The organism is Paenibacillus sp. 276b (assembly GCF_900107875.1).
GTDB lineage: Bacteria > Bacillota > Bacilli > Paenibacillales > Paenibacillaceae > Paenibacillus > Paenibacillus marchantiae.
This window is the reverse complement of sequence record NZ_FNRR01000001.1, coordinates 735923-760711: the sequence shown is the minus strand read 5'-3', so window position 1 is coordinate 760711 and position 24789 is coordinate 735923. Positions and strand designations below refer to the sequence as shown.

23 protein-coding genes and 1 pseudogene are annotated in these 24789 nt (G+C 45.6%); 8 read left to right on the top strand and 16 right to left on the bottom strand.

Annotated features, from left to right (window positions below):
* Window positions 1-5: 5 nt before the first annotated feature.
* Together BLV50_RS03455 and BLV50_RS03445 are read right to left on the bottom strand one after the other, a co-directional pair.
* Window positions 6-1847 carry an assimilatory sulfite reductase (NADPH) flavoprotein subunit gene (locus BLV50_RS03455; RefSeq protein ID WP_090805883.1) on the bottom strand — a complete coding sequence of 614 codons (1842 nt, stop codon included), beginning with the start codon at window positions 1845-1847 and terminating at the stop codon, window positions 6-8.
* A 212-nt stretch (window positions 1848-2059) separates the two neighbouring features.
* Window positions 2060-2407 (bottom strand): winged helix-turn-helix transcriptional regulator, encoded by a 348-nt coding sequence (locus BLV50_RS03445; protein ID WP_090807444.1) that lies wholly within the window; start codon window positions 2405-2407, stop codon window positions 2060-2062.
* A 216-nt stretch (window positions 2408-2623) separates the two neighbouring features.
* Here BLV50_RS03445 and BLV50_RS03440 point away from each other — a divergent pair, with 216 nt between their 5' ends.
* Window positions 2624-3184 (top strand): NAD(P)H oxidoreductase, encoded by a 561-nt coding sequence (locus BLV50_RS03440; RefSeq protein ID WP_090805880.1) that lies wholly within the window; start codon window positions 2624-2626, stop codon window positions 3182-3184.
* 89 nt (window positions 3185-3273) lie between these two features.
* Here the strand turns inward: BLV50_RS03440 and BLV50_RS03435 are convergent, their stop codons facing one another.
* Window positions 3274-4830, bottom strand: a complete 1557-nt coding sequence (locus BLV50_RS03435; protein WP_063563476.1) for an ABC-F family ATP-binding cassette domain-containing protein — start codon at window positions 4828-4830, stop codon at window positions 3274-3276.
* Between the two features lie 245 nt (window positions 4831-5075).
* On the opposite strand from BLV50_RS03435, the gene BLV50_RS03430 reads away from it, so the two are divergent.
* Complete coding sequence (locus tag BLV50_RS03430; protein ID WP_063563624.1) at window positions 5076-5549, top strand: SET domain-containing protein; 474 nt, start codon at window positions 5076-5078, stop codon at window positions 5547-5549.
* 200 nt (window positions 5550-5749) lie between these two features.
* Here BLV50_RS03430 and BLV50_RS03425 read toward each other — a convergent pair whose 3' ends face one another.
* The 5 genes from BLV50_RS03425 to BLV50_RS03405 form a co-directional block, all read right to left on the bottom strand.
* Complete coding sequence (locus BLV50_RS03425) at window positions 5750-6358, bottom strand: DUF1349 domain-containing protein (RefSeq protein WP_079694442.1); 609 nt, start codon at window positions 6356-6358, stop codon at window positions 5750-5752.
* A 29-nt stretch (window positions 6359-6387) separates the two neighbouring features.
* The gene (locus tag BLV50_RS03420) at window positions 6388-7731 is read right to left on the bottom strand and encodes a dihydrolipoyl dehydrogenase family protein (protein ID WP_090805878.1); all 1344 of its coding nucleotides are present in this window, start codon (window positions 7729-7731) and stop codon (window positions 6388-6390) included.
* Between the two features lie 39 nt (window positions 7732-7770).
* Window positions 7771-9285 (bottom strand): osmoprotectant update ABC transporter permease/substrate-binding subunit OpuFB, encoded by a 1515-nt coding sequence (gene opuFB, locus BLV50_RS03415; protein WP_090805875.1) that lies wholly within the window; start codon window positions 9283-9285, stop codon window positions 7771-7773.
* The gene (locus BLV50_RS03410; protein WP_090805873.1) at window positions 9278-10321 is read right to left on the bottom strand and encodes an ABC transporter ATP-binding protein; all 1044 of its coding nucleotides are present in this window, start codon (window positions 10319-10321) and stop codon (window positions 9278-9280) included. Before BLV50_RS03410 ends, opuFB begins: the two co-directional genes overlap by 8 nt.
* Window positions 10322-10520: 199 nt before the next feature.
* Complete coding sequence (locus BLV50_RS03405; RefSeq protein WP_177031108.1) at window positions 10521-11120, bottom strand: Rossmann-fold NAD(P)-binding domain-containing protein; 600 nt, start codon at window positions 11118-11120, stop codon at window positions 10521-10523.
* Window positions 11121-11250: 130 nt separating this feature from the next.
* On the opposite strand from BLV50_RS03405, the gene BLV50_RS03400 reads away from it, so the two are divergent.
* Window positions 11251-11613 (top strand): iron-sulfur cluster biosynthesis family protein, encoded by a 363-nt coding sequence (locus tag BLV50_RS03400; RefSeq protein ID WP_072732612.1) that lies wholly within the window; start codon window positions 11251-11253, stop codon window positions 11611-11613.
* 246 nt (window positions 11614-11859) lie between these two features.
* The gene (locus tag BLV50_RS03395; RefSeq protein ID WP_064638795.1) at window positions 11860-12636 is read left to right on the top strand and encodes a M15 family metallopeptidase; all 777 of its coding nucleotides are present in this window, start codon (window positions 11860-11862) and stop codon (window positions 12634-12636) included.
* 204 nt (window positions 12637-12840) lie between these two features.
* On the opposite strand, the gene BLV50_RS03390 is transcribed toward BLV50_RS03395, so the two are convergent.
* A complete protein-coding gene (locus tag BLV50_RS03390) occupies window positions 12841-13611 on the bottom strand; it encodes an alpha/beta fold hydrolase (RefSeq protein ID WP_090805870.1) in 771 nt (256 codons plus the stop codon).
* A 149-nt stretch (window positions 13612-13760) separates the two neighbouring features.
* On the opposite strand from BLV50_RS03390, the gene BLV50_RS03385 reads away from it, so the two are divergent.
* The gene (locus tag BLV50_RS03385) at window positions 13761-14381 is read left to right on the top strand and encodes a TetR/AcrR family transcriptional regulator (protein ID WP_246318136.1); all 621 of its coding nucleotides are present in this window, start codon (window positions 13761-13763) and stop codon (window positions 14379-14381) included.
* Between the two features lie 252 nt (window positions 14382-14633).
* Here the strand turns inward: BLV50_RS03385 and BLV50_RS03380 are convergent, their stop codons facing one another.
* Window positions 14634-14909: a hypothetical protein gene (locus BLV50_RS03380; protein ID WP_090805864.1), complete on the bottom strand. Its 276-nt coding sequence runs from the start codon at window positions 14907-14909 to the stop codon at window positions 14634-14636.
* A 130-nt stretch (window positions 14910-15039) separates the two neighbouring features.
* On the opposite strand from BLV50_RS03380, the gene BLV50_RS03375 reads away from it, so the two are divergent.
* Complete coding sequence (locus tag BLV50_RS03375; protein WP_090805861.1) at window positions 15040-15672, top strand: nitroreductase family protein; 633 nt, start codon at window positions 15040-15042, stop codon at window positions 15670-15672.
* Between the two features lie 211 nt (window positions 15673-15883).
* Window positions 15884-16213, top strand: a pseudogene (locus BLV50_RS03370) (GyrI-like domain-containing protein); the annotation flags it as partial.
* Between the two features lie 225 nt (window positions 16214-16438).
* Here BLV50_RS03370 and BLV50_RS03365 read toward each other — a convergent pair.
* The 3 genes from BLV50_RS03365 to BLV50_RS03355 form a co-directional block, all read right to left on the bottom strand.
* A complete protein-coding gene (locus BLV50_RS03365) occupies window positions 16439-17683 on the bottom strand; it encodes an aminopeptidase (protein WP_064638801.1) in 1245 nt (414 codons plus the stop codon).
* 50 nt (window positions 17684-17733) lie between these two features.
* A complete protein-coding gene (locus BLV50_RS03360; RefSeq protein WP_256337925.1) occupies window positions 17734-19275 on the bottom strand; it encodes an acetate--CoA ligase in 1542 nt (513 codons plus the stop codon).
* A 346-nt stretch (window positions 19276-19621) separates the two neighbouring features.
* Window positions 19622-20626 carry an aldo/keto reductase gene (locus tag BLV50_RS03355; RefSeq protein ID WP_090805855.1) on the bottom strand — a complete coding sequence of 335 codons (1005 nt, stop codon included), beginning with the start codon at window positions 20624-20626 and terminating at the stop codon, window positions 19622-19624.
* 203 nt (window positions 20627-20829) lie between these two features.
* Here BLV50_RS03355 and BLV50_RS03350 point away from each other — a divergent pair, with 203 nt between their 5' ends.
* Window positions 20830-21675 (top strand): AraC family transcriptional regulator, encoded by an 846-nt coding sequence (locus BLV50_RS03350; protein ID WP_063563461.1) that lies wholly within the window; start codon window positions 20830-20832, stop codon window positions 21673-21675.
* 86 nt (window positions 21676-21761) lie between these two features.
* On the opposite strand, the gene BLV50_RS03345 is transcribed toward BLV50_RS03350, so the two are convergent.
* The 3 genes from BLV50_RS03345 to BLV50_RS03335 form a co-directional block, all read right to left on the bottom strand.
* A complete protein-coding gene (locus BLV50_RS03345; RefSeq protein ID WP_090805851.1) occupies window positions 21762-22160 on the bottom strand; it encodes an Asp23/Gls24 family envelope stress response protein in 399 nt (132 codons plus the stop codon).
* 33 nt (window positions 22161-22193) lie between these two features.
* Window positions 22194-23273 (bottom strand): AI-2E family transporter, encoded by a 1080-nt coding sequence (locus BLV50_RS03340; protein ID WP_063563459.1) that lies wholly within the window; start codon window positions 23271-23273, stop codon window positions 22194-22196.
* A gap of 100 nt (window positions 23274-23373) precedes the next feature.
* Window positions 23374-24789 carry a HAMP domain-containing sensor histidine kinase gene (locus BLV50_RS03335; protein WP_256337836.1) on the bottom strand — a complete coding sequence of 472 codons (1416 nt, stop codon included), beginning with the start codon at window positions 24787-24789 and terminating at the stop codon, window positions 23374-23376.

The following is a 24789-nucleotide window of genomic DNA, read 5'->3' as shown; positions in this document are numbered from 1 at the left end:
TGTAATTAATACACATCCCGCTGATAACGTTTTTCCTGCTGCAACCGTGTCAGATATTCCGCTGCCTGTTCAGGTGTTAGGCCACCCTCTTGTTCAAGAATGGTCGCGAGTGCAGCATGAACATCATGTGCCATTCGTTTCTCGTCACCACAGATATATATAACTGCACCTTCCTGTAACCATTGATACAGCTCTTTGCTATGCTCCAGCATCCGATGCTGCACATATACTTTCTCTTCTGCATCACGGGAAAAAGCGACATCCATCTTCGTAAGAACGCCGTCCTTGAGCCAGCGCTGCCATTCGGTCTGATAGAGGAAATCGGTGGAGAAATGCTGATCGCCGTAGAACAGCCACGTCTTGCCTTCTGCACCCGTCTCTTCACGCTCTCCAAGGAAAGATCTGAACGGAGCTACACCTGTACCTGGTCCAATCATGATGATTGGAGCATCCGGGTTATCCGGCAGTTTGAAGTTTGGATTTTGTTGAATGAATACAGGCAATGTATCACCTAATTCGACTCGTTCAGCCAGATGAACAGAGCACACACCATAGCGCTCTCTGCCCCGTGACTCATAACGTACTGTACGAACGGTAAGATGAACTTCATCCGGGAAAGACTTCGAACTGCTTGCGATCGAATATAAACGTGCTGGGATTTTACGAAGCACAGCTACGAACGATGCAGCCGGAATACCTTTAAGCCCATAATCCTGTACCAGATCCAGCAAATCACAACTGTTCATGGCTTTCCGGAATTCCGAATCATCTGCGAGCAGAGCGGGCAACCCGCTACCCGGGCTCAGCTTTGCCAGCTGCTCCACAACGGGTCTTGTGACAGCAGTAATTTCGAAGTAACGCAATAATGCTTCACGTACAGAAACCTGGTCTCCACTTTTATTAACCGTAACGCGCTCATCTGCATTCCATTCCATGGCTGCAATCAGCTCATCGACCAGGCGTGGATGATTCTCAGGGAACACACCCAGGCTGTCACCCGGTTCGTAGTCCAGATTGGAACCTTCCAGAGACAATTCAATATGACGTGTCTCACGGTCCGATCCTCTGCCGTTCAGGTTAAGATTTTCCAGCACTTCCGCCTTGTATGGATTCGTCCGGTTGAATTCAGATTCACCGCTACTTACTGCGGCTCCAACCGCTTCACTGGTTACCACTCCCGCAGCAGCCGGTGTACTGCTAAGTGAAGCAAGCACATCATTCATCCACTCTGCAGCCGCTTCATCAAAATCAACATCACAGTCCACACGTGGTACAAGCGCTGTTCCGCCAAGCTCCTGCAAACGAATGTCAAAATCCTTTCCTGTCTTACAGAAGTACTCATACGAAGTATCTCCCAAAGCCAATACGGAGTACCGCAATCCATCAAGCTTCGGAGCCCGTTTGCTATGCAGGAATTCATGCAACGGAATCGCATTATCCGGCGGTTCGCCTTCTCCATGTGTGCTGACAATAATGAGAAGATTCTCTACTTTTTTCAGTCCGTTCGGTTTGAAATCTCCCATTGACGACAGGGTCACCTGGAGCCCCTGCTCTTCCAGCTTTTTCGCCAGTTTCTTGGATAGTCCGCTGGAGTTCCCGGTTTGTGATCCAAAGAGTACCGTAACTTCCCTGGACACCGCAACAGGTGCACTTTCAGGAGTAATACCTGCTGAAGATGCAGGCTGTTGTTCCACACCAGCAGGTGCAGCTACAGCCGCAAATCCCTGAATGGCTGTCAGATATCCGCTAAGCCACGTTTTCTGTCCATCGTTCAATGTAGGAATAAGGCGATTGAGCAGCTCAACCTGTTCCTGATTAAAAGGGCTGTTTGTCACTTGAAGTTCCACCATTTGCCACCTCGCGCATTACGTCAATTTTAATTCCTACTAAAATGATCATATTAATTTCTACTCTCTTGAACCTACCATACCCAATGGTAGGGGTCAATTTCGATGATTTTATGGTATTTATCAGTTTCACTGATAAAGGACAAAAAAACAACAAATACCCTCCTCCTCGATTCAGGAAGGTTTTTGTTGTTTTTTGATTTGGGAGCAGTTTAGTTCAAAGTCGAAAGCGGAATATATTCGCTAAAATGATTCTCCAGTACTTTGTTTTTATCTCCATATACTCTGTCCAGATGATTCTCTCCCCACATACAGATGCGGTCGATGATTACCTGCAGTGTCAAGCCATACTCGGTCAGCTCATACTCTACTTTGGGTGGAATCTGGGGATGAATAATTCGATGGATGATTTCATTCTTTTCAAGATCACGCAGCTGCTGGGTAAGGACCTTCTGAGTAATGCCAGGGATAGCTCTGCGAAGTTCGCTTGTTCGTTTTTTACCTGTTATCAGTTGATGCAGAATAAGAATCCTCCATTTCCCTCCGACCAGTTCCAGCATTGCCTGCACACCACTCTCATATCTTTTCAGTTCCTCCACTGGGAATCCCCCTTAAATCACATATATGTATATCCATTATTATAAGTAACCGAAGAACCTTAAGGTATCTACAGCACTCGAAGGTGCGTACTTCTCAATAAGATGTCATGAAACTTATAATAACATTGGTCAGAACGTTAAACCAAAAAATGAAGGAAAAAGGATAGTCACTCATACATGAAAATTAAACTGGTCGTTACTCACCCAAGACAGGATTCTCTAACATTTGCCGTGATGAATCGTTTTATAGAAGGTCTGAAGGAGAATCACCATGAAATTGATATCCTTGATCTGTACCATGATGGATTCGATCCGTTATATAGCGTAGAAGATGAGCGAGATTGGCAAAATCCCGATAAGCAGCATGCCCCTGTAATTCGCAAAGAGCTGGATCGCGTGCTCGCGGCTGATGCCATTGTCTTTATTTTCCCGGTATGGTGGTACAACGTTCCTTCCATGCTCAAAGCTTATCTGGACAAGGTATGGAACATGGGGCTGCTGAACAAAGCAAACTCCAAAAAGGCACTCTGGATTGCACTAGCTGGAGGAACGGAGGCTTCATTCCATAAGTACGATTATTACAACATGATTTCGAATTATCTGAATAATGGGATCGCTGGTTATGCAGGATTGCAGGAATCCCGAGTCGAGTTTCTCTATGAAACCATATCCGAATCCAAAACGCATATTGAAGGCTTGCTGGAGCAAGTGTATCAAATTGGCAGACATTACAAGTAACCTCTGCAACGCAAAAAGACAGCGTCCATTTAACCTTGGCGCTGTCTTCTGTATGCTTGTTCATGTTTCTTCTAGTGCAGGCACTAAAATTAAAATACCTTCGTTGTCCACGACTCACAATTCCATGTCTCCGTAACCACATCACGATAGAATTCAGGTTCGTGAGAGATCAGCAGAATGCTGCCTTTGTATGCTTTGAGTGCGCGTTTCAACTCTTCCTTCGCATCAACGTCCAAATGGTTCGTCGGCTCATCGAGTACGAGCAGGTTTGTTTCGTTATTGATCAGTTTGCAGAGACGAACTTTGGCTTTCTCGCCACCGCTCAGTACCGCAACCTTGCTCTCAATATGCTTGGTAGTCAGTCCGCATTTTGCGAGTGCAGCACGCACTTCAAATTGGGTATAGGAAGGGAACTCCTGCCAGATCTCTTCGATACAGGTATTGTAGTTGGCATCCTTCATCTCTTGTTGGAAATATCCAATCTCCAGATGTTCACCGCGCTGAACGGTTCCTTCCAAAGCTGGAATCTCGCCCAGAATGCTGCGCATCAGGGTTGTTTTACCGATACCATTCGCACCAACGAGAGCGATCTTCTGACCACGCTCCATGCGCAGGTCCAGTGGTCTCGACAACGGCTCATTGTATCCAATGACTAGGCCTTTTGTTTCGAAAATGAGCTTGCCGGACGTTCTTGCATCACGGAAGTTAAACTGTGGTTTCGGTTTTTCCTTGGCGATTTCGATGACATCCATCTTGTCCAGCTTCTTCTGTCTGGACATCGCCATGTTGCGTGTAGCCACACTCGCCTTATTACGGGCCACAAAATCCTTGAGATCAGCAATTTCCTGTTGTTGACGCTTATAAGCCGACTCCAGCTGCTGTTTTTTCATCTCATGAACTTCCTGGAAGTGACTATAATCGCCCACATAACGGGTGAGATCCTGATTTTCCATGTGATAGATCAAGTTAATTACACTGTTCAGGAACGGGATATCATGCGAGATCAGAATAAAAGCATTCTCATATTCCTGCAAATAGCGTTTCAGCCATTCGATGTGCAATTCATCCAGATAGTTCGTAGGCTCATCCAGGAGCAGAATATCCGGTTTTTCAAGCAGCAGCTTGGCGAGCAATACCTTCGTACGTTGTCCACCACTAAGGTCGTTAACGTCCTTATCCAGACCGATATCGGTTAGACCCAGACCGCGTGCTGTCTCGTCGACTTTGGCATCGATCATGTAGAAATCCTGGTTAGTCAGCGTATCCTGAATCGTACCTACATCCTCCAGCAGCTGTTCTAATTCCTCCGGAGTTACATCGCCCATCTTACCATACATATCATTCATTTCTTGTTCCATGTCAAACAAATACTGGAATGCTCCACGAAGGACATCACGAATGGATTGTCCCTTGCTGAGCACAGCGTGCTGATCCAAATATCCGACACGCATACGTTTGGACCACTCCACTTTGCCTTCATCCGGCTGGAGTTTACCTGTAATAATGTTCATGAAGGTAGATTTCCCCTCACCATTGGCCCCGATCAGACCAATATGTTCGCCTTTCAGGAGGCGGAAAGAAACGTTGTTAAAGATAGCACGGTCACCAAAACCGTGACTTAATTTTTCGACATTTAATATGCTCATTCATGACACCTTTTCTATATAGACTTAATTCTTTGTATATTATAAGCGTTATATCATGCACAACTCAACGCCCTATTGTAAATTTAGCACCATTTTTCGATGAAATGTCCTTCGTTTTGACCCCGGATCCACTCAAACTGATATCAATGACATTTGCCTTATAGGTATGGATGAGTTAAAATTTTTCCTTAAACGACTTACTACTATAAGAATGGAGCTCTCTTGGAGAGCATCAGGTGAAAATCATGATTGAAGTGAAACAATCCAAATTGGGTAATGGCGAATTTAACCGCGGCGTATTTGCAACCGTAGACATTCCAAAAGGCCAGCTGATCCATCAGGCTCCAGTTGTCCCTTATCCAAATGAAGACCACGAACATGTTGAGAAAACAATTCTCGAAGATTACGTATTCGAATACGGAGCCAATCATACGGCTATCCTGCTGGGCTATGGCAGTTTGATCAACCATTCCTACGAGCCTAACGCCACCTATGATATCAACTTTGAAAACCACACTTTTGACTTCTATGCTTATACAGATATCAAAGCCGGCGAAGAAGTATTGATTAATTATAATGGCGAGGAAGATAACATGGACCCATTATGGTTTCTGGATGATTACGAAGAACGTATGCGTGAGTTGAACGAAGTAAGTGATGGTGCAGAGGATGCTGATGGCATCGAATCTGACTCCAAGGATACGGACTCAAGCAAATAAGACCTTGAGGATAAACGACAACAGTATTGCAACTTCATGTGAAAAAAATTCAAATAAGCCTCACCATAATCGTTGAAGGCTTGATAAATTAACCTCATGGTGCTGCCTAATTCAAACGAAAACAAGCAAGTCCTCCACCAAGGAAGACTTGCTTGTTTTCGTTTGTTGCAATAAAGTCACATTTCCCAACCAACCCCATATTAATCGGCAATGGGAGGGTCAGTGTGCAGATCCTGATCCGGTTCAGTCAATTTCCATTTGGTAAACGCAACCTCGAACCCGGCACGCTTCGGAGAACAGAGAAACGGGCCTGCTTGCTTGTTCGTCGGATAGGCAAACCTCGCGACCCGAATGGTACGCCAAGGATGCTCATCCGTGCGGGCACGAATAACTACGGCTTCGTCATGGTATGAAGCCCGAATGGTAACGATGCGTCCACCCCACTCCGGTACAGGAGAAAGCGACCAATCGGAAAACCGATCCGTTACGACCGCCCCTACATGAGCCACGCCGTCATTTACTTCAACCCCCGCCTTGATCCATTGATCCTGTCCATGCCAGAGCATTAACCCTGCCTGATCATATAATTCCGTGAATGAACTCAGATCAAATGATACTTCGATTGCCTTGGTTCCATCCCATGGAGCAAGCATGGCATGTCCATTCTGATGGCAGAAACCATAGAAGGTCTTCTCCCAGAAGTCACTGCCCTCCTGTGCCTCCACAATCAGACGGTCACCTTCCGTTCGCGCCTGAACTGGTTCGGTTGTCCACTCGGCTTCATGAATCCGATGAAAATGAATTGACATGATTCTTCCCTTCCTTTCACACCATCACATTAAAATAAAGAGCCCATATCCGATGCGGCTGTAGGATATGCAAAATTCATGGTGTTTAACTGATCGGTCGTCAAATCGAACTGAATTGCCATGGCGAACAGGTTAATCAGTTCTTCTGTTTTGCCACCCAATACATGGGCACCCAGGATGCGTCCTGTTGCCTTGTCGACTACAACTTTGGCCATGGCAAATTTTTCATTCGTACGTTTATAAGTATACCATTTCGACATGTCATTTACCTTCACCTCATAGCCCTCTTTCTTGGCCTGCTCGACATCAAGGCCAACAGAACCCAGGGATGGCACGGTAAATACAATGGAGGGCATTACTTTATAATTAGGTTTGTTATGATTGCCTTCAAGCAGATTCAAGGATACTGCGCGTGATTCCTGGCCTGCGAGCGGAGTCAACGGAAGTCCTTCCGTTGCGGTAACATCGCCGGCCGCGTAGACTCTTGGATTGCTTTCGCTCTGCAAGTACTCATTAACGGAGATGCCTTTTTTCGTATAGCTGACATTTCCCTTCTCCAGTTCAAGCCCCTCTACATTCGGAATACGCCCTGCTCCGTGAACGACAAGTCCACATTGCCATTGATGATCAGCCCCATTGCGGGTTCCACTGACCACATATGTGTTTCCCTGCTGACGAATTGCCTTCACTTCCGCATTCAAGTGTACATGAATGCCTACTTCTTCGGATTTTTGTAGCAGCATGTCCACCAGTTCCGAATCAAACTGTTCCAGCGGCTGTTCACCTCGATGAATAATATGGACTTCCGTACCAGCTCTGGCCGCAATATGTGCAAATTCAAAAGCAATGTAACCTCCACCTACCAGAACCAATTTATCTGGCAGCTGTTCCAGATCAAGAAAATCATCGCTGTATTTCAGATGCTCTACACCATCAATAGAAAGTGGTGCTGGACGCGCTCCTGTTGCGATGAGAATATGTTTCCCGTGTAGAACTTCGTCCCCTACACGAATATGATCTTCGTCAACAAAAGAAGCCTTGCCATGGAACGTATGCATCCCGGCCTGCTTGAACTTATCCTCGCTTGCTCTCGGAATACTCTCCGTAAATGTTCGCTTGAACGCCATAAGTTCCGACCACTGAATAGAGGCGTTACCTTCCACTCCTTTGCCCTTCATTCGTTCATTCCAGTCGATCAGTTCAGCCGCTCCTGCAAGTACTTTCTTGGGATCACAGCCCCGTAACGCACAGGTTCCGCCAAACTCTCGTTCATCAATCACGGCAATTTTCCATCCGGCTTCGGCGCAGCGGGATATAACAGAGCTTGCAGCGCTCCCGGTTCCAATCGCGATCAGATCATAAGGTTGTGTCATGTTAGTTCCTCCTCTTCATGTATAACCGTAAATATCAAGCTACAGTAACCCTGCTTTTTGCAGATAATCCGTTGCCACTTGCTCTGGAATCGCTCCATTAACGTTCACTTCGTAATTCATTTGACGCATCTCATCGTCCGTGATCCGGCCTGCAAGTTGATTCAGTACCTCCACAAGCTGCGGATATTGGTCTGCCGTTTCTTTGCGGAGCATCGGCGCCCCCTGATATGGCGGGAACAATTCCTGATCATCCTCCAACACAACGAGTTTATACTGTCTCAGTTCACTGTCTGTGGAGTAAGCATCCAGCAAATTGATATCTCCACGCTGTACGGCTGCATAACGCAGTTTCGGTTCCATTGTGGCCACGTTCGGGAATTTGATGCCATACTTCTTCTGAATACCAACATATCCGTCTTCCCGATCAGAGAATTCCAGTGTGAATCCTGCCTTGATCTGCTGCTGTACCGACTTGAGATCTGATATCGTCTTCAGATTATACTGATCCGCAACCTTCTGAGGCACAGCCAACGTATACGTATTGTTGTAATCCATCGGGTTCAGAAGAACCATATCGAATTGGCTCAACATCCCGTCTCTTGCCTGTTCATAAACTTCTTTACGATCAGTGCTAACTGCGGTTTCCTTCATAAATTCCGATATGGCGGTACCCGTAAATTCTGGATAAATATCAATATCACCTGATTTCAGTGCATTGAACAGAAATGTGGTTTTCCCCAATCCTGGTTTCAATTCAACCTTGAGATCGGTATCTTTTTCAATGAGCAATTTGTACATATTAATCAGAATCTCTGGTTCGGCACCCAGCTTGCCAGCAATAATCAGATCTTTTTGCCCTCCACGGGAGAGCCAAGGAATTGTGATTACCAGAACGGCCACCAGAGCGAGTGTTCCGAGAGTGACCAGCGTTTTCTTGAATGATAAACGTTGGAACTGGCGGAGCAGCACATCAAACAAAATGGCAAGCAATGCGGCTGGGATGGCTCCCAGAATAATCAATGCCGTATCATTTCGATCAATACCTAGCAAAATGAGTTCACCCAGACCTCCTGCGCCAATCAGGGCTGCAAGCGTTGCTGTACCTACAATCAGAACCATTGCGGTACGAATGCCTGCCATAATGACAGGCATCGCGAGTGGTAGCTCTACTTTGGTGAGACGTTGACGACTGTTCATGCCCATCGCATTCGCTGCCTCGACCATGGAAGGATCGACTTCCGATATGCCCGTATACGTGTTGCGGAGTACCGGAAGCAGGGCATACACTACAAGCGCAACAATCGCAGGAAATGTACCGATGCCGAATAAAGGAATGAGCAATCCGAGTAGGGCCAGAGACGGGATCGTTTGCAGTACGGCTGTTACCCCAATTATCGGCTCAGCCACTCTTGGCTTGCGTGTCAGATAAATGCCAAGCGGGATAGCGATCAGAACGGCAAAGAACAATGCGATAAATGAGATCTGAATATGCTCAAGGAGAGCGGATAATAACTGTCCTTTGCGCTCACTGAACACCTCTGTAAATCTACTCATGTGCTTCACCTCGTTCCTGCAACTGCCCGGACCAGTACTGGATCAGATCAGCTCGACTGACCTGGCCTATAATCTGGTGGTCCTTCTCGACCAGTAAATGATCATGAGATGCCATGATTTCCACAAAATCAGGCAGCGTAATTGATACGGGAACAGCCGTTTTGGCCGACTTCGGCACATGCCCGGGTGAGAGCGGGGACATGATCGATTCAAGATCAAATATAGAAATCAGTCGTTCTTGTTCGCCGGAGGCCGTTTGTAATTCATACATCGGGTCGCCCGCACCAGATACAGGCTGTGAACTCCTATCCGGACCAGAACTACCGACAAAGTCACGTACGAATTCATTCGCTGGCTGCTGGATTAGTTCTTCCGGGGTGCCCACCTGTAATACTTGCCCATCCTTCATGATGCAGATACGATCACCCAGCTTCATCGCTTCCTGAATATCATGGGTAACAAACACAATCGTCTTCTTCATCTGACGCTGAATATCCAGAATATCGTCCTGTAATTTCTCACGGCTCATCGGGTCAAGTGCACTGAACGGTTCATCCATCAGTACAATTTCGGGATCGGCAGCGAGTGCGCGCAATACACCGATTCTCTGTTGTTGTCCACCAGATAGCTCAGCAGGCTTGCGATCACTATATGTGGTACCTTTCAGTCCGACCATGTCCAGCAAAGTATGTACGCGCTCCTTGATTTGCTCTGACTTCCACTTTCGGAGTTCAGGAACAACCGCTATATTTTCGGCAATTGTCATATGTGGGAACAACGCAATCTGTTGCAGCACATATCCGATATTCCACCGCAATTCATGAATGTTATATTCATCGATAGGTCGTTCATTAATTCGTACGGTCCCATCTGTCCGCTCGATCAGACGATTGATCATTTTGAGCATTGTGGTTTTGCCGCAACCGCTCGGACCAATCATGACGAACAGCTCTCCCTTGTTAATGTTGAGATTAACCTGATGCAGAGCATGGGTTCCATCAGGGTATTGCTTGGATACATTTTCGAACTGAATCATCCGTTCTCTTCTCTCCTTTTATCAAACATTCATTCTCATCTATTTCCCCAAAAGCGTACACGTATAATCACCATGCTGGATTGGGGTATTGTTAAAGGTTGAACAATCAGCAAAAAAGACGGGCGTTCCGGCACCGTCTTCTTGTTATTCAGCAGAATTTGCTTCCAATATTTTTATAATAATTCTTATATCATTTCCCTTAATGCATATGCTGCCTAATAAATTGCTCCAGAGAAACCGGGCTTTGCCCTGTGACTTTCAATACCGTCTCCGTCGTTTGATCTTCTCTTCCTTCCTCACGGATGAATACATCCAGCCCTGCCAGAGCCGTGGCGTAATCTTCTAACATTCCCGCCTGAATCAGGCTATTTCTCAGTTCTGCATCCGACAATGATTCATGCTGAATACGCTGATCCAATAAACGACTAATGATGTCCGCAACTTGCCCATAAGACAATGTCTCTGGCCCCGTAATGATATGAGCTGTATTATGGGGGACAACATCTGTCAGAGCAAAGAAGGCAACTGCTGCGATATCATCTGCGCTGACAAAACCAATTTTACCATCACCAGCAGCACTGTAGATTTTACCCAACTGCTTCATCGTCTCCCGATGCGGTCCCTCTGTAAAGTTCTCCATAAAATAGGAAGGCTGTAGTACAGTCCACTCAGGAGCAAGCTCCTTCAAGCTTTGATGTACTTTGCCAAATATAGGTCCGTCTTCATCAACGGAAGCACTGCCAAGCAAGACGAATCGTTTAACGCCGCTCCATAACGCTTCCTTGATGAACGGAATCATTATGGCTTCCAGACTGATCAGTCAAGAAAATAAATGCTTTGATTTTTGCCAAAGTGGTATAATGACAGTAGAAGTTGAATCAATTCATTTACCATTACAATCATGCCAACATATAAAGGAGTGTAGCGATATGCATATTCAAATTACAGATTTGGCTGCTGCGCGATTAACTGAAAGCCTGAATGATCAGCCCGGTTATTTCAAAGTGATCTATGACATGGAAGGTTGTGGCTGTAACGGAATTATCGCCATACTTATCGTGGATGAACCCGAAGCTCTGGATGTACAAATTGAAACCAATCTGGTGCCATTCTATGTCGATCCGAAACAACAGTTAAACCTGGAGCAGCACATGAAGCTGGACACGGAACTTAACTATCCTTCCTTCAAACTAAGCAGTGATTCCGGTGTACTCAGCAGCAATGTCCGTGTTCGGGATGCTCGCGCTGTGGCTGCTGGAAGCTCCGGCAATTCTGTTTCATGCGAGCTGTAATTCAAAAGTTTGTGGCTGAAATAATGAGCATTTGATTCGCCTATCTATGTATACAGAAAGACTTTGCACAAAAGGTGCAGAGTCTTTTTGTATGCTCTTTTTCTCGTCAGACAATTAAAAGCTATGAATCTCGCAAACTTTGTTTACAACTCGGAAACAATTGGAGAACCTATGGATATAATCCTCTAGTATACTCGGTATATACCAAAGAACGAGATTGATATAACCTGAGGAGGAACACACATCATGAAATCTTTTACACGTAAATCCATCGTATCCACGATACTTATAGGTTCTGTCGTAGCAGGCTCAGCATTCACAACGCTGCCCTTCACTAAGGAACTGAATCCGGTCGCATCTGCTGCCAGCTCCAGCTTCACTCAATTCCTGCACGATAATGCACCTGGACGCACAATCAAAACGAGCAGCAGTGGCCTGGCAACGGTAACGAATCTATCAAGCACGGTTGTGCTAGTGAATAAAAAGAGAAACTTGCCTTCAACCTATGCCCCTCAGGATCTGGTTGTTCCTAACATCCCATTTAGCTTCTCCGGCTCCAGTCCGAAAAAGCAAATGCGTAAAGTAGCCGCTACCGCAATTGAGAACTTGTTCGCAGCAGCAAAAAAAGACGGCATTGATATCAAAGCCGTGTCCGGTTATCGCTCTTATGCTACCCAAAAATCCATTTTTGACCGTAATGCAAGTATCAAAGGCGAAGCCGTTGCGAATAAAACCAGTGCTCGTCCTGGACAAAGTGAACATCAGACGGGTCTTGCGATGGATATCTCCAGTGCATCAGCGGGATATGATTTGCAACAAAGCTTTGGAAACACCAAAGAAGGCAAATGGCTGAAAGCCAATGCACATAAATACGGATTTATCATTCGTTATGGCAAAGATCAGGAGAAACTGACTGGCTACTCTTATGAGCCATGGCATGTGCGTTATGTTGGCGTGTATATTGCGGGGGAAATTACGAGTCAGAATCTTACACTCGAACAGTACCTGGAGCGCGCCAAATAAACAGTAGAAATCTGATGACAAAAGGTATTCATTCCACTCTCATATGACTATCGTATGTAAATTACAGATACAACTAACAGGACGGGGCCCGATTTCGGGCGCCGTCCTGTTGCATTATATCTACAACATTTTAATCGTTCTCCAAATCGAATAGATAAGGGATCAGTTCAACCACATTGATGTTAAGTTCGATTCATTTCAGATTTAAGGTTTACTATTCAGTTCTGTGCTCCATTCCTCTACAGCATCAACGACCTGTTTTAATTGCTGCTCTTCCTCAATCGCTGGATCATTGTCCCCTTTTTGCTTCCCATAAGAGCCAAATTGGCCATGGTTCCCTCCTTCTACACTGACATACAAAGTGTCAGCAGGTAGATTGGTTTTGGCACTTTCCCAAGCTTCTTTATTGAGAACTCCATCTGCTGTACCTGTAATTTGCAAAACAGATAAATCAGTGTCTTTTATGGATCCGCCCTCATCCGCATAAGAAGCCAAGAAAAATACACCCTTAAGCTTCTCACTGTGTTCCGAAGCATATCTCGCTGCAAATGAACCACCTAAAGAGTGACCCCCAATAACAAATGATTCGTCTGGGTGTTCTTCAAGAAAGGAGTCCGCTTTATTTTGACCGAAAATGGCTAGATTCAGTGGCATTTCCGCAATATATACGCGATGCCCCCGTTGAGCCAGTTCTCTGGCAAATGGTGAGTAGCTTTCAGGTTCTACTAAACCTCCAGGATAAAAAATAATATTCGGTTCGATTACTTTCCCGGTTTGTGGCTCAAATTTATAACCGTCTTTGACCTCTGTTACTTTGACCTGATTATCATTCTGAAAAGCGAGTTCCGCTTGATTGGAAGGACTGTAGGTTATCGAATTGAGGTATACCAATAAGCCAATGATTACAATTATGATGAGGGAAACTCCCCATATCAATATTTTAGTCCATTTGTTTTTTTTCTCTGTTTTTGCCAAAGTTAAAACCTCTTTCAATCATTATTTTGGATTAGGTTATCATTGATTTGCTGCTTCAGTTCTAGTAAATTATATTTACCGGTAAGTAAAATTACAAGTCTAATCTTATTCAATGGATAAGTTGTCATCAAATATTCACGGAGGTAATGATGAAAATGAATACAGATTCACAACGCTCACCAGGAAGACCGAAACAAGCAGAAGATGATTTACCCGTACAAGAAATAATTCTTCAAACGGCCGCCAAACTCTTTATGGAGCATGGGTACGAACCTGTTTCACTCCAACAAATCGCTAAAGCTTGCAATGTGTCTAAACCATCCATTTATTATCACTTCACCAGTAAACCGGAACTTTTTAAGATCGCGGTTACGACCATGTTTAAACATGTGCACCAAGCTACGTCACGATTATTAAGAGAAGCAGACAATCTGGAAACAGGACTGCTACATGTGGCAGAAGCAAGGTTAGCTAATCCTCATGCGGAGATTGAGACTCTGCTCAAAGATGCGGAGAGATATTTGAGTGAGAAACAGATCGAGGAAATCAGAGCAGCGGAAAATAAAATTTACGTAGAGCTGGCTGATTATTTTAAAGATGCGATGGATAATAACCTGCTTCGAAGCAACAATTCCATGCTTCTCGCGCAAACTTTCTCAACAATGATGGTCATCGGCAATAAGGTAGATACATTAAGAGAATATGATTCCACTTTAAATTTAGGTAAGGAGATTGTCGAAATTTTTTTACGAGGTACAATGGTGAGATGATTAGCCGCCAGACTTATATAAAAATGGCGTTCCTCTCTCCTCGTTCGGGGTTGGAGCAGAAGACATGGAGTGTAAAAAAGATGAGACGTGTAGGAGAGGTTGAAGAAGCGCCTGCAAAATGCTAAGGAACCCCAGACACGTTAAAACGGGGTTTAGGCCATATGTAACGTTTTGGAGCATTTTAGGAAATAACGTGTCCGGTGTCCCTTGCAATTGAAAAAGAGAGCCAAGGAACCATAAGCCGTCTATTCCTTAAGTAAAGAACATGCTCATGCTCCCTGAACCTTCCTGCCGACCTGTTATTTTTCTGAAAACGACTGGCAGCCTCTTCACACTCTCCGTCCCAGCCCAGGAACCAACGCCAGCAAGAAGTGCATTATGAAACCAAAAAAGTGCAACATTATACGCGATGGTTCCCAGTACCATCTCCACCACCAAAAAACGTTTCAGCGTGGAGGATTCGATGACGTATACCTGAAATTCATTTCGCGACTTTCCAGCTCTGTACCTAGTGATGAATGTTTTCATGAATCACCTCTTCTGTTTTATTTTATCGTATGGCAGGCAGATCTTGTCTTATTCAAAAATAATACTTACATAAAGTAACTTAGTGTGTTATAGTCAGTTTATAAACCATACATAAGCGAGGGAAACTACCATGAGTGAATTGGAGAATCTGGTCAAAAACCGTAGATCGGCCGTTATTTTTGAAGAAGGAATTGAGATTCCAGAGTCAGAATTGCAAGAGATGTTTGCCTTGAACAAATTCGCACCATCCGCCTTTAACCTCCAGCATACGCACTATCTTGTGCTGACGGACCCGGTTCAGAAAGAAAAAGTCTATGAAGCTTCCCAGCAATATAAAGTAAAAACGGCCTCTGCGGTCATTGTTGTCCTCGGCGATGTCAACGCACACCATCACATCCGCACAATCAATGAGGGCCTGCTGAACCTTGGTGCGATGACTCCGTTTCAATACGAGCAAGAATCACAGAGTGTCATCGAATTTTACGAAACGCGGGGAAGGTTCTTCCAGAGAGAAGATGCAATTCGTAATGCCAGCCTGTCAGCGATGCAATTGATGCTGATCGCTCAGGATCGTGGTTGGGACACCTGCCCCATGATTGGCTTCGACGCGGAAGAGTTGCAACGCAGTCTGGATATCCCCGACCATTATGTACCTGCCATGCTAATTACAATCGGCAAAAAGTCCGAAGCCAAACAACGTCCGCGCGGATACCGCAAACCGATTAACGAATATGTAAGCTTCAACAAAATGCATGCCGAATAAATTGGGAATGTGACATCCGTAACTTTTCACTGATTCCATTACAAAAGAGAGGCCGATGATCAGATCATCGGCCTCTTTCCTATTTCCCCAGAATAAACAAATCGCACGTCAAACCAATCTCTCTTTCGCCAAAAATACATATGAATATTTTTTTATACCATGATAGCATTCGAGATGTAACCCATAATCGTAACGAAAGGAATGAACACCAATGGAATTCCACATCGAAAACCTGCCAACCTCCCGAATTGCTTATGTACGACAAGTCGGTCCGTATGGTCCTGCTAACAGTCACGCGATGGAAACATTAAAGACCTGGGCAAGATACCAAGGCCTGCTTACAAGCTCGACCATCTTGTTCGGCATTCCGCAGGATAACCCGGAAACCACCCTCCCCTCTCAATGCAGGTATGATGCATGTATTGTCATATCAGAGGATTACTGCCTGGATGAGTCGACTCCCCAACTTGAAGAAGCTGAACTTCCTGGCGGGCAATATCTGGTTTGCAAAGTCAAACACACAGCAGAAGATGTGCAGCAAGCCTGGACCGAGATTTTCCCGTATTTGCAGAGCAATGGTTGTATTATGGACAACAAACCCATTTTGAAAGGTATGCCGGTGATCTGCTTCTTCTGGATTTTTGCGAAATATGTGTACCCGTTAAGCCGCTATAAATCATTTAAAGTTGTGGATGCCAAAAACAACAAAAGCGACTTCAACGTTGAAGTCGCCTTTGTTTCTAACTTATTGCCTTGTTTTCACCAATTAAAATGCCCAGTTCCCTTTGCGGAATACAGGTTCCACCGTTCCATCCTGCAACTCACCATCAATGTCGAGCTCTGCGGAGCCGATCATAAAGTCCACATGGGTCAGACTGACGTTACATTCATGTTTCAGCAATTCCTCGTTAGACATCGTCGTACCATCCTTCATGTTGAACGGGTATGCACTTCCTACGGCCAGATGGCAGGATGCATTCTCGTCAATACCGGTATTATAGAAAATACGATTCAAGTTGGAGATTGGCGAATCATGCGGCACGAGGGCAACTTCGCCAAGATAACGTGCACCTTCATCGGTGGCAAACAGGTTTTTCAGATGCTCTTCACCCGAAGCTGCTGTAAAAGCAACGACCTGTCCATCCTTAAACGTAATTCTCATCTGGTCCACTAGTTGACCATTCAGGTTCAGCGGCATCGTGCTGCTGACGAATCCGTTGACTCCACTGCGCTTCGGCATTGTAAATACTTCTTCTGTCGGCATGTTCGCAACGGTATACACACCTTGCTTGTTTTCGCTACCGCCGCCACCCCAGATATGGTTGTTCACCAGCTCAATTTTCAAATCCGTTCCGGGTGCGCGGTAGTGCAGGCTTTTATAATTTTTCTTGTTCAGCAAATCACTCATAGCATTCAGGGTGTCCAGATGTTTTTTCCAGTTCTGAATAGCATCTCCGCCATCGACACGGTTCATTTTGAAGATGGTTTCCCACATCACGTTAATGCGATCTTCCTCTGGAATGTCGGCAAATACTTTGTTCGCCCACGCCTTGGTTGGCGCTTTGATCAGACACCAGCTAATTTCGTGGTTACGTGTATATTTCGAAAATCCACGACGTGCATGAGCCGCCGCTTTGGTTGCACGCGAAACATTGTCGGAATTGATGCCTTTGTATAATTCAGGGTCAGGTACTTTGATCGTGAGCGTAGCGCCGCCTGCTTCTGCAAACTTCTCCATCATTTCCGCCTTCCAGGCCGGGTAATAATCGAAGCTGTCATCAGAGCCATGTTCAAAACGGCTGCGTGTAATATCGTCATCATCAAAATCAACCTGTACATACTTGGCGCCAGCCGCATACGCTTTTTGCACGATAAGACGTGTGAATTCCAATGTTTCGATGGGTGCCGTTACGAGCAGATCCTGTCCTTTCTGAATATTTACGCCAACTTTGACAACCAGCTCTGCGTATTGTTCCAACGATTTTTCAAAGGTTTGTTCAAAATTACTCATGGTTGTGTTCACTCCTGTTTCATATTTGAATACTATTGCTGCACAATCATTTAAGCCTTGCGTTTCTCCTGCTCACGCAGCTCTATCCGGCGGATTTTTCCTGAGTTTGTTTTCGGCAGATCGGCTACAAACTCGATTTTGCGTGGATATTTGTAGGGTGCTGTCCATTCCTTCACATGGTTTTGCAGTTCGCGCGCCAGTTCTGGTGATGCGAGAGACTCGTCTCTCAGCACTACAAATGCTTTCACTACGTTACCACGGATCTCATCAGGACTTGCTACGACCGCACATTCCTTCACGCTGGCGTGTTTCATCAGCGCTTCTTCCACCTCGAACGGTCCAATCGTGTATCCCGAACTGATAATGATATCATCACTTCGACCTTCAAACCAGAAGTAGCCTTCTTCGTCTTTGCGTGCGCGGTCACCTGTTACAAAATAATCCCCACGCTGATTCGCTTCCTTCCGTCCCTCATCCTGGTAATAGGCACGGAACAAGGCTGGCATATCCTTATGCACTGCGATATCTCCTACTTCACCAGCAGGTACAAGTTGTCCCTCTTCATTGACGATCTCAATAAGGCCTGGTGTAATGGACTGCCCCATAGAACCAATTCGTACGGGAGCATCTTTTAAGCTGCCGATCAGCAGCGTGCTCTCGGTTTGTCCATATCCGTCCCGGATCGTCAGGTCAAAGTGACGCTGGAAAATTTCAATTACTTCCTGATTCAACGGCTCACCAGCAGACACGGCGCTGCGCAGTGCGGACAGATCATGGTGACCCAGATCGTCTGCTTTGGCCATTAACCGATATTCCGTCGGCGTACAGCACAAGACGTTGATCTGATGCTCCTGCAACAGTTCCAGATAACGTTTGGGTTGGAATGATCCATTGTAGACCAGTCCGGTAGCCCCTCTTCCGAGTACAGACAGGAACGGACTCCAGATCCATTTTTGCCATCCCGGTGCTGCCGTTGCCCATACCGTATCCGAAGGCTGAATATCCAGCCATAACGATGAAGCGATCCGTAAATGGGCATACCCCCAACCATGACTATGTACTACGCCTTTTGGATTACCAGTCGTACCGGAGGTATAAGCGAGAATAGCCATATCGTCACGATGTGTTTCCACCGCAGCCATCGTATCGGATTGGCCTTGCATTAACTGGTGTACATTGACCCAGCCTTCTCCAGGTAAGCTATCATCACCATTTGGTGATGCAACGATGCGGTGTGCCAATTCCGGCAGATCTGCATCTATTTTTTCAACTTCAGCAGTCGTCTCGGACCAGACAATGACAGCCCGGGCCTCGGAATGCCGAAGACGATACTCCAGATCTTTCGCACGCAGCATCTCGGAAGAAGGAATAACAGCAATCCCCAGTTTCAGGCAGGCAATGTATATAACATAGGCAATAATTCGGCGTGGTACCATGACCAGCACCCGGTCGCCCTTCTCCAAACCAAGATCACGCAAGCCTCCAGCAAGACGATTTGCCTGCTTCAATAACTCACCATAAGTGATCTCTTCCAATTCTTTATGATCGCTCAGCCATCTAAGTGCAACCCGATCCGACGGGTGATTCTCCATCTCGGATGTCAGGTTATAGGTTTCAGGCGAAATCCACTGTTGAAAATTCAAATGGAGCCTCTCCTTCATATTTCAAATGTATAGCATCTATATATTATACCCTAAATCCTAGGACCTGGTGCTATGATATGAAATAGTTTAAGAAAAAAATAAACATTGGTCAATTAAGCCGAAGCTCTAAAAGGTCTATCTCTACATATAAAGAACGATAAGTAAGACAAAAAAAGTGTCCTCCCGACTACAGGAAGACACCTTAGTTATCCCAACATATCTATATCATGGGGATCAAATTAATCATTGTAGACATGACTCTAAATCTCCAAAGTCGTATCTCTCCGTTACAAGTTTACCAAGCGTAGTTTCCAATGCCATCCAAGATGCTTTCGATTTCATTCAGCTCTTCTGTCGTCAGGTCTGGTGCCTGAAGGGCCGCTACGTTTTCTTCAATCTGGGATACACGGCTTGCGCCGATCAGAGCGGAAGTAACTCGGTTATCACGCAAAATCCAATTCAGCGCCAACTGGGAGATCGTTTGACCTCTACGTTCAGCAACCGCCTGAAGTGCTTCGAACTTGGCGATTCGTTCGTCCGTATAGGCTTCTTTTCTCAGATTGCCTGTTGGATTAGCGCGCTCTTCCTTGATCTTGTCCACATATTTATTCGTCAACTGTCCCCGGCCAAGCGGACAGAATGCGATCGATCCTACGCCGTGCTCATCCAACACATCCTGCAATCCATCCTCAATCCAGCGATTCAGCATCGAATAGTTTGGCTGGTGAACCAGACAAGGTGTTCCGAGACGACGCAAAATAGTAACTGCTTCTTTCGTCTGTTCGGCATCATAGTTGGACAAGCCTACATACAGAGCTTTACCCTGTCTAACGATATGATCCAGCGCAGTCATCGTTTCTTCGAGCGGTGTCTCCGGATCTGGACGGTGATGATAGAAAATATCTACGTAATCCAGTCCCATCCGGCTCAGACTTTGATCCAGACTAGCAATCAGGTTTTTGCGAGAACCCCATTCGCCGTATGGACCGTTCCACATATGATAACCTGCCTTGGTTGAGATGAGCAGTTCGTCGCGGTAAGGACGCAGATGTTTTTTGAGAATGACACCAAAATTCTCTTCGGCTGATCCTGGAGGTGGTCCATAGTTGTTGGCCAAGTCGAAATGGTTAATCCCCAGATCGAATGCGCGCAGGATCATCTCTTCCTGAATATCCAGGGTGCGGTTTCCACCGAAGTTCTGCCATAAGCCTAGTGCTATTTGCGGCAGTTTAATTCCGGTTTTGCCAGAGCGGGCATATTTCATTTCACTGTATCGTTGTTCACTCGCAGTATAAGGCATCGTTAATCTCTCTTTTCCTGTAAAAGTTATTGAATACCCTTTCATCTTAGACACTTTCCATGTAAAACGATATGGCATTTCACTATAACGATATGGAAAAATGATTGGTATCTTCATCAAATGATATTCATAAAACGATCCCTTTTCACCTTTTATATGTTAAAATGCAAGGTATAACGACCTCATAACAGGAGTGAATAGCCTTGATTACGTATATGTGCAAAAACAATCACTTTCAGGAGCTGCAGCTCCTTCATTACGGCACAGAAGCTTGCGCACCCGGTCACCACTTCGGCCCGGCCATGCGGGATTATTACAAAATCCATTACATATTGGACGGCAAAGGTACCTTCGAAGTTGGAGGCAAAAAGGTTACGCTGCGCAAAGGTCAGGGGTTCCTCATCGTCCCCCATTCTGTCGTTCATTATGAAGCAGATCAGGATGATCCGTGGGAGTATAGCTGGGTTGCTTTCCAAGGAAGCACCTGCCCTTCGTTATTACAGCAGGCCTGCCTGTCTGAGCACCATCCGATCTTTGAGATGGGTAATGACGATGACGAGATGCGCTCCTGTCTGCACCGCATGATTAGCTCTCGCAACACCCATAAGGGATGGGAGATCAGCATGACGGGATTGCTCTTTCAGTTTTTCTCCATTTTGATTGATCGAGCCGGTGAGGACAGACCTATTCCGCTCCAGGACTATACGAAAGAAACTTATGTCACTCAGGTGATGGATTTCATTGAGATTAATTATGCTAATACCATAACCGTACAGTCCATTGCGTCTCATGTTGGCTTACAGCGCAGTTACTTGTGCTCTCTCTTCAAAGACAAGATGGGCACCAGCATTCAGTCTTATCTGGTCAATTACCGCATGCGCAGGGCGGCTGAGCTGACGCTGGATCCGGCTTTGACCATTGGGGATATCTCCCGTTCCGTTGGATATGCCGACCAGCTGCTTTTCTCGAAAATGTTCAAAAAAGTTATGGGCGAAGCCCCTACGTATTATCGCAAACACAAAACAGCACCTTCCCATTTATGCAGCTAATGGGAAAGTGCTGTTTTGTATTTTTACACAGGATATCACTACCTGCTTATGACTGAATTCCATTCGTTCGTTCTAATCGTTCTGCTTTAAACTTGCTCCTGCATGGTCACGCCTACCACTTGAACTTTAATTTCATTCACCATAATGCCTGTTAATTGCTCGACAGCTTGCTGCACATTATGTTGAAGTTCCTGACAGACTTCATGCATCTTTCTGCCAAATTGAACATTGATTCGCAGTTGGATAGATGCCTGGTCATCTTTGATCACAACGTCAATCCCTTTCTGCAAGCTCTTTCCGCTGATACTCTTGGCGATTCCTTCGGTAAGACCAACAGACATGGAGGATATTCCCTCTGTAGTCTGAGCGGCCATGCCAACAATTTTGGATACTACATCGTTGGAAATATGAATGGCGCCCATTGGAACAGATTGTGGCTCAATATACTCAGGTTCAGTGTATGGTTGTGGGATGATTTCAGACATGATTTCCACTCCTTCTATATCATTTATAAATGTTTAAGCATTCTGCCATTTGTCCTTGAAGAATAGCTGATAGATTCGAACCAAAATAATCTTAACGATCATGTAGACAGGGATGATAATCAGAATGGCAATAATGCCGCCCAGATCCCCTGCACCCAGCACCAATATAATGGTGGTAAGCGGGTGAATATCTAGTTTTTTGCCGAATACATACGGTGCAACCAGATTATCCTGAATTTGCTGCGCTACCAGAATAATAATGAGTGACCAGATCGCAACCGAAGGGGATACCACCAGTCCCATAATAACAATAGGAACGGAAGACAGGATCGCCCCGATAAACGGAACAAAGTTCATAATAACCGCAATCACGGTTAACAGCAGTGCATACGGGAGACCGATGATCAGGAAACCGATATACATCAGCACGCCCAAAGCCAGATTCACGAGAACTCGTCCCACGATAAAGCCGCTTAACGCCTGATCGATCTCAAGTACCACATCACGACTGTCTTTTTGGAAACGTTTAGGTGCAATGTGCACCAGCTTACGACCGAATTTCTCTCCCTGCTTCAACATGTAGAACAAGATGATCGGGAAGGTAAACAGAACAATCGCAAAGCTTGAGATGAGTGAGAAGAATCCACTCACATAGTTCGTTACAAAGGTGAAGCCTTTGTTAATGTAATCCGTAATCTGCGAAAACGGGGTCGACCCTTCCGGGAACAAAGCCGTAATGGCACCGTTCTGCTCGAGCTCTTTAAGCTGCAAACTCAGTGAATTGATTAAATTTGGTGCGTTTTCTACCAGGTTGATCAACTGCTCGCGTAGTGAAGGCCATAACCCTATAATAAACAGGGCGAACAGTATACCAAACACCAGATAGATCAACAAAATGCTAAGTGTGCGATTCAGCTTCTTTTTTTCCATGTAATTGACGAGCGGCCGCAGCAGATAATAAAAGAATACGGACAACATCATCGGCACGGTAATCACCGTAATCATGGTAACAAGCGGTTGGAAAATAAAGCTGACACGTGATAACAGATAGATATTGATCAGTATCAGTGCCAGTGCAATACTGAAACGTACAAACGAATTTACTTTGAACAAAAAGTTTCCCCTCCACTTAACCTTTTCTATATGAGCATTTTGCAAATGGTGATCAGAATGACAACATGTTTATGTCAACCTTATCCTTTATGTCGGTTCTTTATTTCGGAATCTGTATAGTGAACACCGTCGTCTCTCGTCCACGCTGGGAAAGTGTTAATCGTCCCCCCATTTTCTCGGTGTTCCGCCGCGCAATTGCTAGTCCAAGCCCGGTACCCCCGGTTCCCGTACGAGCCTCATCCCCTCGCACAAATGGATCAAAGATGGTTGCCCACAACTCTTGAGGGATACCCACACCGGTATCAGCAACCTCGATAACCACATGGTTGTCCAGTGGGATTAACTCCACACGCAGCTCCGTCCCCCGCGGGTTGTAGGACAAGGCGTTTGTAATCAGGTTCTGAATCACTCTGGACAACAGTTCCGGATCATACCTTGCATAGATCTCTTCATCAGGAACGAGCACATGCAGGCCAAAATGGTTCTGCTCAATCTCACCATATGTGTCGGCCATAATTTCACGTACAAATTCGCCGATTTCCCGCTGCTGAATGTGCATACGGAAGTCAGGTGAATCCACTTTGAGCAATTCCAGCATGTTCTGAATCATGCGCGCAACCTGAACGGACTTGTTGTAGATATAACCCAGATATCGCTGCTGCCTGTCCTTATCTTCCCCCCGCCCTTCCACCAAAGCCTGGGCGTATCCTTGAATACTCGTGATCGGGGTCTTGAGATCATGTGACAGATCCACAATTAAGCGCTGTTTGCTCTCTTCAGCATAACGTTTCTCCGCAGATGTATTCTCAATGACGTCCGCCATATAATTGAAGGTTTCTCCAATCTGGACAAATTCCCTCTCTGCCGAGATGGACATGCGTGTACTATAATTTCCCTGGATCATCTGGGTAAGACCTAGAGAGAGAATACTTAGCGGCTTTTTGATTCGCCGGGCGACCCAATAGCTGTATACAAATATCAGCAGCAAGACCAATCCGATCCCGATCATAATGTAGAACGATAACGGATGCTTCAAATTGGTAATCAGCTGATTATCATTAATTCGCACACTGACCAAGTCACGCGGAATCTTCAGCAAAACGTACTTTGCAGCTCCCTCTGTTGAAAGTGGACTAATGGAGTAATAGTACGGCTGTTCATTTCGGTTTTCGAGTCCTGCATATAGCTCAGCTTCACTGTACTGAGTGAACGTATCCTGCTTGTCCCCGATATAACGAATGACCCTGCGATCCGCATCCAGCACTTCAATCCATCCCCCACTGTCCTTGAGACGCTGAATTTCGGTATTATTGGTCTCATCGGAACTACCGGACAGCCATTCGTTCTCCAGTTCTGTCACGTACACATGTGCCTCCACATTCAGATCAGGATCCACCACCTGATCCGAAATGCGGAAATCAACCACATCCAGATTAATGATAATGTACACGATGGCTACCAGTAACAACAAAAAGAAGTTGAACAGCAAAAAGTCCAGTGTCAGGGACGTTTGCAA